Origin of the sequence: Arsukibacterium indicum, assembly GCF_019100565.1 — a bacterium.
Taxonomy (GTDB): Bacteria; Pseudomonadota; Gammaproteobacteria; order Enterobacterales; family Alteromonadaceae; genus Alishewanella; species Alishewanella indicum.
The window spans coordinates 79,026-91,847 of sequence record NZ_JAHRID010000010.1; the positions used below are offsets into that span (position 1 = coordinate 79,026).

At 49.4% G+C, this 12,822-nt stretch carries 14 protein-coding genes; 11 read left to right on the top strand and 3 right to left on the bottom strand.

What is annotated here, in order from left to right:
• On the bottom strand, nt 1-375 hold a 375-nt coding region (lexA, locus tag KQY15_RS19125; RefSeq protein ID WP_254795819.1), incomplete at its 3' end, for a transcriptional repressor LexA.
• 140 nt (nt 376-515) lie between these two features.
• Here lexA and plsB point away from each other — a divergent pair.
• The gene (plsB, locus tag KQY15_RS17575; protein WP_217671223.1) at nt 516-2,975 is read left to right on the top strand and encodes a glycerol-3-phosphate 1-O-acyltransferase PlsB; all 2,460 of its coding nucleotides are present in this window, start codon (nt 516-518) and stop codon (nt 2,973-2,975) included.
• Here the strand turns inward: plsB and tesB are convergent.
• Nucleotides 2,972-3,841 carry an acyl-CoA thioesterase II gene (gene tesB, locus KQY15_RS17580; RefSeq protein ID WP_217671224.1) on the bottom strand — a complete coding sequence of 290 codons (870 nt, stop codon included), beginning with the start codon at nt 3,839-3,841 and terminating at the stop codon, nt 2,972-2,974. The genes plsB and tesB overlap by 4 nt on opposite strands.
• A gap of 64 nt (nt 3,842-3,905) precedes the next feature.
• On the opposite strand from tesB, the gene KQY15_RS17585 reads away from it, so the two are divergent.
• Together KQY15_RS17585 and KQY15_RS17590 are read left to right on the top strand one after the other, a co-directional pair.
• Nucleotides 3,906-4,364 (top strand): EVE domain-containing protein, encoded by a 459-nt coding sequence (locus KQY15_RS17585; protein WP_217671225.1) that lies wholly within the window; start codon nt 3,906-3,908, stop codon nt 4,362-4,364.
• 49 nt (nt 4,365-4,413) lie between these two features.
• Nucleotides 4,414-4,644: a hypothetical protein gene (locus KQY15_RS17590; RefSeq protein WP_217671226.1), complete on the top strand. Its 231-nt coding sequence runs from the start codon at nt 4,414-4,416 to the stop codon at nt 4,642-4,644.
• A 133-nt stretch (nt 4,645-4,777) separates the two neighbouring features.
• Here KQY15_RS17590 and KQY15_RS17595 read toward each other — a convergent pair whose 3' ends face one another.
• A complete protein-coding gene (locus KQY15_RS17595) occupies nt 4,778-6,511 on the bottom strand; it encodes a DUF885 domain-containing protein (RefSeq protein WP_217671227.1) in 1,734 nt (577 codons plus the stop codon).
• 234 nt (nt 6,512-6,745) lie between these two features.
• Here KQY15_RS17595 and KQY15_RS17600 point away from each other — a divergent pair, with 234 nt between their 5' ends.
• The 8 genes from KQY15_RS17600 (at nt 6,746) to KQY15_RS17635 (ending at nt 12,822) form a co-directional block, all read left to right on the top strand.
• Nucleotides 6,746-7,768: a GGDEF domain-containing protein gene (locus tag KQY15_RS17600; RefSeq protein ID WP_217671228.1), complete on the top strand. Its 1,023-nt coding sequence runs from the start codon at nt 6,746-6,748 to the stop codon at nt 7,766-7,768.
• Nucleotides 7,769-7,865: 97 nt separating this feature from the next.
• Nucleotides 7,866-8,621, top strand: coding sequence for a bifunctional demethylmenaquinone methyltransferase/2-methoxy-6-polyprenyl-1,4-benzoquinol methylase UbiE (gene ubiE / locus KQY15_RS17605; protein WP_217671229.1), 756 nt, complete (start codon nt 7,866-7,868; stop codon nt 8,619-8,621).
• Nucleotides 8,621-9,229 (top strand): ubiquinone biosynthesis accessory factor UbiJ, encoded by a 609-nt coding sequence (locus KQY15_RS17610; RefSeq protein WP_217671230.1) that lies wholly within the window; start codon nt 8,621-8,623, stop codon nt 9,227-9,229. Before ubiE ends, KQY15_RS17610 begins: the two co-directional genes overlap by 1 nt.
• 3 nt (nt 9,230-9,232) lie before the next feature.
• A complete protein-coding gene (gene ubiB / locus KQY15_RS17615) occupies nt 9,233-10,861 on the top strand; it encodes a ubiquinone biosynthesis regulatory protein kinase UbiB (RefSeq protein ID WP_217671231.1) in 1,629 nt (542 codons plus the stop codon).
• A 53-nt stretch (nt 10,862-10,914) separates the two neighbouring features.
• Entirely contained in the window at nt 10,915-11,160 is a 246-nt protein-coding gene (tatA, locus tag KQY15_RS17620) for a Sec-independent protein translocase subunit TatA (RefSeq protein WP_217671317.1), read from the top strand.
• The gene (gene tatB, locus KQY15_RS17625; protein ID WP_217671232.1) at nt 11,161-11,544 is read left to right on the top strand and encodes a Sec-independent protein translocase protein TatB; all 384 of its coding nucleotides are present in this window, start codon (nt 11,161-11,163) and stop codon (nt 11,542-11,544) included. It abuts the gene before it with no gap.
• On the top strand, nt 11,519-12,277 hold the full coding sequence (gene tatC / locus KQY15_RS17630; RefSeq protein WP_217671233.1) for a twin-arginine translocase subunit TatC: 759 nt from the start codon (nt 11,519-11,521) through the stop codon (nt 12,275-12,277). Before tatB ends, tatC begins: the two co-directional genes overlap by 26 nt.
• Nucleotides 12,274-12,822, top strand: coding sequence for a hypothetical protein (locus KQY15_RS17635; protein ID WP_217671234.1), 549 nt, complete (start codon nt 12,274-12,276; stop codon nt 12,820-12,822). Before tatC ends, KQY15_RS17635 begins: the two co-directional genes overlap by 4 nt.

The following is a 12,822-nucleotide window of genomic DNA, read 5'->3' on the forward strand; positions in this document are numbered from 1 at the left end:
CTGCATGCTCATGCCCTGCACCTTAAGTAAAAAGTCGGCATGGGGTTTGAACAAGTTGGCATCGACCTGGTAATGACTCTGCACATGCTCTGCAGCCAAAATAGGCTGTCCGGCGGCAACTTTACCAATTAATGGCAAGCCCAGTTGTTCAGGTTCATTTTCATCTTCGAGTAACCGAATGCCACGAGAGGTACCAGGCATCATGGCCAGCACCCCTTTTTTAGCCAGCGCTTTTAAATGCTCTTCTGCTGCATTAGCTGACTTAAAGCCCAATTGACTAGCTATTTCAGCGCGGGTAGGAGGCATGCCGGTTTCAGCCTGATAATCTTTAATAAGTTGCAAAATTTCTGCCTGACGAGGCGTAAGTGGTCTCATAATGCTGGCTACCTATACAGTGAATACTGTGAGTATATACAGGCTTTTGGCAATTGCCAACTTTTTGTCTGCACGACAAATTTGCCAGCTTTCGCTTCCATGATATTCTTGTAGGTCTGTGATTCAGCGCCGGTATTGTTATGTTTTCTTTGTTATCGTTGTTTACCGCCTTACTAAAATGGCCATTGCGGCTTCTGGTAAAATTTAAAATTGTGCCCGATAACACCGTCACTGAGTTGGCGTTGGATCTTAACCGGCCTGTTTTTTACATTTGTCATACCGAGTCGGCCAGTGATTTGGCGACCCTGCGCCGGGTTTGTCAGAAACTTGAGCTGCCAGATCCGCTGGTCCCTGTTGCCCTTGATGGGCAGCAACTGGCACGTACCTTGTTTCTGGTAAAACCGCATAGTGTTATCGGCGGCAGACGGAAAACCCGCGCGCTGGCGCAGGGTCAGCAATTACTGCAGCTGCATTTAGCAAATCCTGAGCTGGATGCCCAGCTGGTGCCGGTTGCTATTTTATGGGGACGGGCGCCCGGCAAAGAAAACAGCATTAAATGGTTGCTTGGCGAAGCAAACGCCCCCCACTGGCTGGCAAAAATGTTAATTGTGCTGGTATCTGGCCGCCACACGCTGGTTCGGTTAAGCCGCGCCGTATCACTTAATCAGATGGCGGCGCAGTTTGGCGATAAAACAGACACGGCCCACAAACTGCTTAGAATGTCCCGCTTTCACTTTTACCGGCAAAAACTGGCGGCAACCGGACCGAAGCTGGTCAACCGCAGTCAGCTGTTTAATTCGTTACTGGCATCGCCGGCATTAAAGCAGGCAATAGAAGATGAAGCCCGCAGTAAAAAAGTCTCGATTAAAGTGGCGCGGAATGAAGCCCATAAGTTGCTGCAGGAAATTGCCGCTGATTACCGCGAGTCGACGTTAAGAGTTGGCGACAGAGTACTGAGCTGGCTCTGGAAAAAACTGTATAGTGGTATCAAAATTAATAATGCCGATATGCTGCGGGATCTGGCGCAGAAGGGTCACGAAATTGTCTACGTACCCTGTCATCGCAGCCATATGGATTACCTGCTGCTAAGTTACGTTATTTATCATCAGGGATTGGTGCCTCCACATATCGCGGCAGGCATAAATTTAAATTTTTTCCCGGCAGGTACCATATTCCGTCGGGGCGGCGCATTTTTTATCCGGCGTAGTTTTAGCGGCAACAAACTGTATTCGGCTGTGTTTCGCGAATACCTGAGCCAGCTATTTAGCAAAGGATATGCTGTGAAGTATTACTCTGAGGGTGGCCGCAGCCGCACCGGCCGGTTATTACAGCCAAAAACCGGCATGCTGGCAATGACAGTGCAATCGATGTTGCGGGGTATAGAACGCCCGGTAACGCTGGTTCCGGTTTATCTGGGCTATGAGCATGTCATGGAAGTCAGCACCTATGTCAATGAGCTGCAGGGTTCCGGCAAAAAAAAGGAGTCAATTGGCGGCGTCCTGAAAGCTATCCGGAATTTACGTGATTACGGCTACGGTTATGTTAATTTTGGTGAGCCCATACAGCTTAACCAGTATTTGAATCAACAAGTAACTGACTGGAAAAGCAATATTCATCCACTGGAAGTGCAAAAACCTAACTGGTTAAACCCGCTGGTTGCCAAGCTGGCAAATCAGGTAATGCAACATATTAATCAGGCTGCGGCCCTGAATGCCACCAATCTTATCGCACTAAGTATTCTGGCCACAGATAAACACATCATGACCCGGGATGAATTAAGCCAACAGCTCGATTTGTATCTTAGTTTGCAACGGCAGGTGCCATACCACCCTCATGTCAGTCTGCCGGAAAACGATGCAGATGGCCTGATCAGCCATGCTCTGTCGTTACAGAAAGTGCAAAGCAGCACCGATGGTTTTGGCGAACTGATTAGCCTAAGTGACGAACACAGTGTGTTAGCAAGCTATTACCGCAATAATATCCTGCATTTATTTATGCTGCCGTCACTGCTAGCTTGTGCAGTCTTGCATCATCGCAGCATCAGCAGACAACAGTTACTGAGTTACATTGAGCAATTGTATCCATTATTACGGGCGGAATTATTTTTATATGTCAGCTCATTACAGACTTACTGTCAGGCACTGCTGCAGTTTATGACCGAGCAGGGTATCATTGAATGTAACGGCGACACCTACTGCGCACCACCCCAGCAAAGCCGGCAGTATTATCAGTTGAGCCTACTGGCACATAATGCCGGAGATACGCTGCAGCGTTATGCAATAGTGCTTAATTTAATTCAGGCGCAGGGGCCGCTGAGTCGCCCAGACCTTGAAAAACGTAGCCATCTGCTGGCACAGCGCTTACTGAACCTGCATGGTATTATCGCACCTGAATATTATGACAAAGGGTTATTTACCACCTTAATCAACGCCTTAAAAGAATCGGGTTTAAGCCATACCAACAGCGAAAGCCAGGTTTGCAGTACTGATCGCCTCGGCCAGCTGAGCCAGGTCGTCAATACCCTGCTTCGCAATGACATTTTACAGAGTCTGCAAAGTATTGTGCCACAGCAGGATAACGGACACGACGCTAATGGTTAACGGGCCTGTGCATACTGGCGAATAACACCTTCCTGAATGGTTGAGGCAACCAGCTCACCACTGCGATTAAAAAACTGCCCTCGCACCAGGCCACGACCGCCGCTGGCCCGAGGGCTGTCTACAGCATACAGTAACCAGTCATCGAACCGGAAGTCCTGATGAAACCACATGGCATGATCAATAGTGGCCACCTGCATATTTGCCGCCATAAACGATGCGCCATGAGGCTGCAGCGCCGTTGGCAGGAAGTTAAAATCTGAAGCATAAGCTAATAAGTATTTGTGCACCCGGATATCGTCTGGCATGTTGCCATTCGCTCTGAACCAGACATAACGTTTTGGCGCGCTGACTTGCGGCTGAAACGGATTCTGAAAATCGACCGGCCGCATTTCAATAGGCTTTTCACAAATAAACTTGCTGCGTAAACTTTCCGGGATCAAAGAAGCATGTTGCTGATAAAACGCCAGATCAGACACCAGCTCATCCGGGCCTGGCACTTCCGGCATTGGATCGTAGTGACTAAAACCCTGCTCTTGCGTCTGGAAAGACGCCGTCATGTAAAAAATCGGTTTACCATACTGAATAGCACTAACCCGGCGGGTGCTGAAGCTTTTACCGTCACGGATATTTTCAACCTCGTACACTATTGGTTTTGCCGCATCGCCCGGCCTTAGAAAGTAAGAGTGAAAAGAATGAACTTTACGCTCTTCAGTCAGGGTTTCTTTTGCTGCTGACAGCGCTTGCCCCATTACCTGGCCGCCGAAAACGGCTTTAAAGCCTAAATCCTGACTTTGTCCTCGGTACAGCCCCAGTTCAATGGTTTCCAGTTTTAACAATGACAACAAATTCTCTAATACCTGACTCATCCGGCGGTCCTTTTGCTACACTTGGCACTTTCTATTCTGCCGCAAAGCAAGGTACCTGGCAAAGATGAACTACTGGTTATTTAAAACAGAACCGGATGAATGCAGTATCGACGACTTTGCTAATGCACCCGATACACCAATAGTCTGGGAAGGCGTTCGCAATTATCAGGCCAGAAACTTTCTGCGTGATGATGTTGCCGTTGGCGACGAGGTATTTATTTATCACTCCAGTTGCAAAGACATTGGTATTGCCGGTATTGCCCGGGTGGTCAGGGCTGCCTATCCTGATCCCAGCCAGTTTAACCCTTGCAGCATTTATTTTGACCCCAAATCTTCACCCGACAATCCCCGCTGGGTAGCGGTAGATTTAGTGTATGCCAGCAAGCTGGTTCAACTCATCCGACTGGACAAACTTAAAAGTTTAGCTAATCTGACAGAGTTGCCGTTGGTACGCAAAGGCAACAGACTTTCTGTTATGCCTGTTACCTGCGCCCAATGGCAAACCATTTTAGCGCTTTGCTGACTGGCCTGACTGAACCCCGAAACATAGATCCATGTAGTTGGAGCCAGGTATGATTCACGAGCGGCGCCAGACGGATAAGGATATGCATTATTTCTGGGACGAACTCAATTTAGCGCAGAAATTTTCTGTTGCTAAGTTGCAGCGATTCGGCTATGAGTTACGGTTTGTCCGGCAACAAGACAGCCACAAGGTGGCAGTGCTGTTTGCTGGTGATAAAATGGCAGCGATAGACCATGACGGTCAGATTGATACAGAGCCTAAAGTTGTTGTCCGGCATTGATTCCAGCCTGATACAACCTTGCCATCACAGTGGTATCACACAGTAACAATTCAGCCTCTGGCCGTTACTAATAAAAGTGATAGTTAGCAAATAGCCGGCATTAGCCGGCTTTTTTTTGCAATGCCAATCCCAACTATTTTGCCAACTCTGCTGTAATGTAGGCGGCAACCTGTTTTTCCAGCACAGCCAGTGGCACACTGCCGTTGCTTAGCACCACATCGTGAAACTGGCGAATATTAAATTTGCTGCCTAGTTGCTGCTCTGCCTCAGTCCGCAGCCGTCTGATGGTCAGCTCCCCTAATTTGTATGACAACGCCTGCGCTGGCCAGCTGATATAGCGGTCTATTTCTGTGGTAACATTGTGCATCGATAACGCGGTGTTTTCGGCCAGAAAATCAATAGCCTGCTGCCTGCTCCAGCCCATACTGTGCATACCGGTGTCGACCACCAGCCGGGCTGCCCGCCACATTTCATAGGTCAGACGGCCAAAGTCGGCATAAGGGTCGTCATAAAAGCCCATCTCAAGCCCCAGATACTCTGCGTATAAACCCCAGCCTTCACCAAAAGCCGAGGTATAAAAGCTGCGACGGTAGTCAGGCAGGCTCTGTTGCTCACGGGCCAGAGAAATTTGCAAATGATGACCCGGCACCGCTTCGTGCAACGTTAATGCTGGCATCTCATATAGGGGACGGCGGTTAAGCGCGTAGGTGTTTACCCAGTAAAAACCGGCCTGATCATCCCGTGACGCACCGGCGTAGCGGCCAGTGGTATACTTGGGAGCAATTTCTGCTGGCACTGGCACCACACCATATGGTGTGCGCGGTAAGGTTTTAAACAAACGCGGTAGCTCGGCATCAGCTTTTTTAGATAACCAGGCAGCGTAGCGCAGTAACTCCTGTTCAGACTGCGGGTAAAACTGCGGATCAGTGCGTAAAAACTGAATAAAGTCGGCAAAAGAGCCGGCAAACTCCAGTTGGTCAATTATGGCCTGCATTTGGGCCCGAATCCGTTTTACCTCGGCTAAACCGGTTTCATGTACCTGGCGCGGGCTTAACTGCAATGTAGTATAGTGCTCCAGCCTGTTCTGGTAAAATGCGGCGCCGTCTGGCAACGCACTGGCAGCAATAGTGGTGCGGGCACCGGGAATATAATGCTGCACCATAAAATCGTAAAACGCCTGATATGCAGGGTTAACATCGTTAACGATTATCTGTTGGGCACGGGCCTGCAGCTGTTGCCACTTATCCTCAGTTATTGAGTCCGGTTTCAACGCAAATGGCCGGTAAAATACACTGGCACTCATGTCTTCGGTGATGTATGAGATGATACTCTTCTCAAAGCCAGCCAGTACTGCTTTGGGCTGGGTGATCCCGCTAACCAGGCCTTGCCGCATCCAGTCCGTTTGCTGCTGCATATACAAAGGCACCGTCGCCAGCTTTTTCAGGTAATTTTCATAATCATCAAGCTGACGCAAACCGCTGCGCTGTAACATCATCGCGACAGAGGTATGAAAACCCGACTCTGAAGTCAGCGGCGTCAGGTGTGCATTAAACCGGTACTCATCAATCTGATCCGCCAACCGGTATTGCAGTATCGCAAGGTTAATCTGGTTCTGTTCTGACAGCTGCGATGCATCAACCTGCATTAATTGCTGTTGCCAGGCGGTTCGTTGTTGCTGGCGGGCACTTAGCGCAGCGGGCGACATATCAGGTAACCGGTCTGGTTCGCTTGCAGTTAGCCTTGTTTCAGCCTGCCAGACTTGCTCAGCCAGTTGGCTGAAGCGCTGATCGGCATCTTGTTGCGATGGTATCACGGTACAGCCAGTCAACATGGCCGCTAATACAATCAGAGTAAGCATATTTCGCATAAGGTTGTTCCTTCCGCTGGTCATGCCAACGATTGTACCCCGATTTACCGGGGAAGAAAGCCGCTTAAACTGACAAAACCGGCAGCTGAGCCGACTTTTTTCAGTCTGTTTGCCGCTATTTTCAGCGACTGAACGATTTTGTTTACATATCAGGTTGCCAGCAAGCCGGATTCGGTTACTATGGGACCTGAAAATAATAATAAAGTGATTGGCTCCGGAGCTAAACATCGTCTTATGAAGTACAAGGATTCGCTGCAACAAGCGCTGGAAAAAGCGGGCTTAGTAAAAGCTTTCCTGCAGCATAACCAACTTGCGATCCACCCGATCAACTATGCGGTGGTATACGACTATATAAGTGGTAACAACGCAGGTTTATGTCAGGCGATCGAACAGAAACTTGCCAACAAAACGCCGCTGGACGATTTTATCATGGCGGAGTTGTATCAACGGTGGCTGGCCGACGAAAATGCCGAACAGGAACAGTTGTTGCAGGAAGTCGCCGGTATTGTTGGCCGCTTATCCGGCTATACCGATTTAGCAGCTGAAGCAACCGGTCAGTTTATTCAGCAACTTGAACAGCATTTAGACAATTTAGCCGCAGCGCCTGTCAGGGCAGCCGACATTGCCGGCGTGATTAAGTCGCAGGCGCAGTCTTATCAGCTTCAGCAGCAACAGTTACATAACCAGCTCGACATGGCCAATAAACAAAGCCACCAGCTCCGCCATGAGCTTGAGCAGCTGAAATTGCAGCGGATGCAGGATCCGCTTACCGGCTTATACAACCGGATTGCCATGCAAAATCAGGTTGATCTCTGGTTAACCGAACAACCGGAACGCCGGATTGCCGCCATCGTTGTCGACATCGACCATTTCAGCCGTTTTAATCAGGATTATGGCCAGACCATTGGCGATGTCATCTTAAGTAAAGTGGCACGTAAAGTAGGCAGCTATGTTCAGGCCAGCGGTATGCCAGTGCGCTCGGGTGGCGAAGAATTTTTATTACTGCTGCCTGACATTGATCTTCGAACCGCTAATGAAATTGCTGAGCAGGTACGCAAAGGGGTGGAAAAGCTGCGATTTGTATCATCCCGTGATAAAAAAAGCCTGCCCAAAGTCACCATTTCGCTCGGCGTAAGCCTGTATCAGGCCAAAGAAAACTGGTATCAGTTTCTGACCCGCAGCTCACAAGTGTTAAAACTGGCAAAAGAACGCGGCCGCAACCAGGTGGCTGACGAACTAATGTTGCAACCCGGCTGAACCTGCTGAAGTTTCCCCCGTATATAACCAGCAGTTGGCTACTGAGACCAATTCTTTTACACTAGCTTCTCTTTTTAGTGCTGAAACAGGCAACCTCATGACTGAACCTAAACACGACACCACTCATTTCGGATACAAAACAGTGGCCGCAGCTGACAAAGTTTCGCTGGTGGCTAATGTGTTTCATTCAGTTGCTGCCAAATACGACACTATGAATGACGTGATGTCATTGGGTATTCACCGCTTATGGAAGCGTTTCACTATTGATTGTAGTGGTGTCAGGCCTGGTCAGCATGTGCTGGACCTGGCAGGTGGCACCGGCGACATTGCGGCCTTATTCTCACGTCGGGTTGGTCCGACCGGCAAAGTGGTGTTAGCCGATATTAACGAATCAATGCTCAACGTTGGCCGCGATAAATTGCGTGATCTGGGGCTGATTAACAATATTGAATTTGTGCAGGCTAACGCCGAAGCGTTGCCTTTCGCTGATAACAGTTTTGACATTATCAGTATCGGCTTTGGCCTGAGAAACGTTACCGACAAAGCCGCCGCATTAAAATCAATGTTCCGGGTATTAAAACCCGGTGGCCGCTTGCTGGTGCTGGAGTTTTCCAAACCTGAGCAGCAGTGGCTCAGTAAAGTTTATGATATGTATTCATTTAAGCTGCTGCCTGTGATGGGACAGTTAATTGCCAACGATAAAGAAAGTTACCAGTATCTGGCAGAATCTATCAGGATGCATCCGGATCAGGAAACATTAAAAGCAATGATGGCCGATGCCGGCTTTGCTGAAGTCAGTTATCACAATCTGACTGGTGGTATTGTCGCCTTGCATCGCGGTTATAAATTCTGATGTTCACAGCACTGTTACCACAACTACTTTGCGCCAGTGCCGAGCGCCTGTGCCAAAGCCTGATAAGTATGGATAATGGTGCAACTGAACGCCTTAAAAAATTGCAGGGCAAGCAACTGGCTTTTACTCTGCGGGAATTTAAACTCCGTATGGTGCTGACTGCCGGCTCTGATCGTTTACTTTTTAATCAGCATAATGAAGCGGTTGATTGCGCGATCAGCACCGATTTGGCTAGTTTGCGGCAATTGCGGGATGCCAGCCAGCTTACCCGGCTAATTAAAGCCGATGCACTGCAGATAGAAGGTGATATTCAGGTCGCGCAGCAATACAGCTATTTTCTGCAAAGTCTGGATCCGGACTGGCAAGAGGCGTTATCTGGATATGTTGGCGATGGCATGGCTCATAAAATAGCGCTAAGCATCAAACAACTTCAACGCTATTTACAGGAAAAAACCCGCTTAATAGAGCAAAGTGTGACGATGCTGGCGCAGGATGAATTACTACTCACCCCCGGTAGCCTGGAAATGCAACAATTCAGCGAAGATGTCAGCGACCTCAGTGCCCGGGTAGCCCGGCTGACAGCCAGCCTGCCCGGCCCCAAGGAGTAACAGGTGCGATTAAGCCGTTTTTATCACATTCAGAAAACCTTGCTGCAATACGGTCTTGATGAGCTTATACCCGCCAGCTGGCAGCCCTGGTATGCCCGGGCTATGCGCAAGAGTGCGTTTTGGCTGCGCAACCGTTATGCTACAGAGCCGGTAGGAAAACGATTAAGACTGGCGCTACAAAGCCTGGGGCCGGTATGGATCAAGTTTGGCCAGATGTTATCGACCCGGCGCGACCTGCTACCGCCGGAAATAGCGGATGAGCTGGCCAGACTGCAGGATAAAGTCGACCCTTTCCCGGGCGATCAGGCCCAGCAGCTTATTGAGCAAGCACTGGAACTGACCGATATCAGTGAGTTGTTCAGCAGTTTCAGTGTCACCCCGCTGGCCTCTGCCTCTATTGCCCAGGTCCATGCTGCAGTATTGCGCCAGCTTGATGGCAACGATGCCGATGTGGTTATAAAAGTGATCCGGCCGGACATTCGCAAACAGATTTTGGCTGATCTTGATTTAATGGATGGCCTGGCCGCTATTGCCGCCCGCTACTTACCTGATGGCAAACGGCTTCGGCCACGGGAAGTGGTGTCGGAGTACCGCAAAACCATCCTCGATGAACTTGACCTGCAACGCGAAGCCGCCAACGCCATTCAGTTGCGACGAAATTTTGCAGGCTCTGACTCGCTGTATATTCCCTATGTATACAGTGATTTCAGCCGGCCAAATGTGATGGTGATGGAGCGGATATACGGCATACCGGTTTCTGACATTGCCGCGCTAAACGCGCAACATACTGATATGGAGTTGCTGGCCAAGCGGGGCGTTGAAGTCTTTTTTACTCAGGTGTTCCGGGACAGTTTTTTTCATGCCGACATGCATCCGGGTAATATTTTTGTGTCACGTGAGCATCCGGATAACCCCAAATATATTGGTATCGACTGCGGTATTGTTGGCACGCTGAACAGTGAAGATAAACGTTACCTGGCGGAAAACTTTGTGGCGTTTTTTAATCGCGACTACCGGAAGGTGGCTCAGTTACATCTGGATTCCGGCTGGGTACCTGTTGATACAAACGTTGAAGAGTTTGAAAGTGCAATTCGTACTGTTTGCGAGCCCATTTTTCAGAAGCCTTTGGCCGAAATATCCTTTGGCCATGTGCTGCTGAATTTATTCAGCACCGCCCGGCGTTTTAATATGCAGGTGCAGCCACAACTGGTACTGCTGCAAAAAACCCTGCTTTACGTTGAAGGGCTTGGCCGCCAGCTCTATCCGCAGCTTGATTTGTGGAAAACAGCCAAACCGTTCCTGGAAAGCTGGGTAAAACAGCAAGTAGGCTTACCGGCATTATGGCGTCAGGTAAAAGACAATGCACCCTTCTGGGCTGAAAAGTTGCCACAAATGCCAACCCTGCTGCATCGTTATCTTGAGCAAGGGCCCAAGCAGCAGGCAATGATGCTGCAACAGTTGCAGTTATTGCAGTTGCAGCAGCACAAAGCCAACCGGCAAATTATTGCGGCGGCACTTGCTGCGGGCACCCTGATAAGTGGTACTATAGCCTTTAGCATTGGCCCGCTATGGCTGGCCGGTGCACTGCTGGGCGGGGCTATCTTTTTCGGTGCAAAAGCACTATTGTCATAAACTTGTTGCAAACTGGCTCAGCAATTTCAGCATAGAATACAGAGGGTGTGATTATGGGGTTTGGTGGCATTAGTATATGGCAGTTACTTATTGTTCTGGCCATTATTGTATTATTGTTTGGCACTAAAAAGTTACGGGGTATTGGCAGCGATCTTGGCTCTGCAATAAAGGGCTTTCGCAGTTCCATTAAAGATGAACCGGCAGACGAAGATAAGCCGGAACAACTGGCTGAACAAAAGCGTAGCCAAGCTGATGTAACGGCTGACAACGCCAAGCAAACTGATAAAGAAAAACACTAAATGGGTTTCTGGGAGCTGCTGGTTATCGGGGTAATTGCCTTATTGGTGCTGGGACCTGAGCGATTGCCCGGCGCCATTCGCAGCACCGTAAAAACCGTGCGTAGTATCAAACAATTTGGCAGCCAGATGCAGGCTGAGCTTAGTGAAAACCTGCGGGTGCATGAGTTACACCAGAAATTAAAAGATGCAGAGAACAAAAACCTGCTTAACCTGACCCCGGACGAACAAGCCGCCCTGGATGAACTTCGGGCGGCAGCAAAGTCAGTAAACCCGCCATCTGCGCCAGCCGCTGAACCGGCTGTAAAACAAAGCACGACGCCTGATGCTGGCGCCGATACTAAGGCTGTTGAAAATAAAGATGAAAACACAACCGGAAGCCGATAGTCTGCTGGGCCATCTGCTGGAGCTGCGCAACCGCCTGCTCAAATGCGTTATTGCGGTGATTGTGGTCTTCGCATGCCTGGCCTACTTTGCTGCAGATATATATCAGTTGCTGGCAGCGCCCCTGATCGCAGTGCTGCCCGAGGGCACCAGTATGATAGCGACTGATGTTGCTGCGCCCTTTTTTGCGCCCTTTAAACTCACTTTTATTGTCGCAATTTGCCTGGCCATTCCCTATATCCTGTTACAGGTCTGGCAATTTATCGCGCCGGCGCTGTACGGCAAGGAAAAGCGGCTGGTTGCCCCGTTGGTCATTAGCAGTACTTTGCTGTTTTACGGCGGTATTGCCTTTGCGTATTTTGTAGTATTTCCGTTGGTGTTCGCCTTTTTCACCAGTGTCGCACCAGCAGGAGTAACAGTTGCCACCGATATCAGCAGTTATCTTGATTTTGTATTAAAACTGTTTTTTGCATTTGGTTTATCATTTGAAATACCCGTGGCGATTTTGTTGCTGGTCTGGACCGGGACAGTAACACCGGCCACACTCGCCAGCAAACGCCCTTATATTGTCGTCGGCGCTTTTGTGCTGGGCATGCTACTCACCCCGCCTGATGTACTATCGCAAACCTTGCTGGCCGTGCCCATGTGGTTGTTATTTGAAGCCGGCTTATGGTTAAGCCGCTTTTATCAGCCAACGCCCGACCCGGAACAGACTGCAGAGGAAAAACAACAATGAAAAAACCGCTTTGCCTGGTAACACCTTTTATTTTCATCACTGGCATACTGGTTAGTATGCCGGTAAAAGCCAATTCGCTGGAACAGGCTATTAACGAATGCCGGCAACAGCAAAACGCATTAAAACGCCTGGTGTGTTATGACGAGATTACTCTGTCAGCAAGCACTGCATCAGAGAAACCGTCTGCCGTTAGCAGCACTTCAGTGCAGACCCACGGTCAGGCGCCGGTTCGCCCTGCCCCTGTCAGCAACAACCCGGCAACAGCTCAGGCTGCACCCACTAGCAGCGACTTTGGCTTAGAACACAAAAAGCCGGCAGATAAAAACACTGATGAAATGTATATGACGGTCAGTAAAGTCAGCTACAGCCCCCGTAAAGAACTGATCGTCGAGTTTGATAACGGCCAGATCTGGCGCCAGAACGACAGTAAGTTTTACGAAATAAACGTTGGCGAACGGCATTTTATTAAACGGGGCATGCTGAATTCATTTACCCTGGGCAACGACGATAATAACCGGACCATTAAGGTTCGCCGGGTCGAGTAG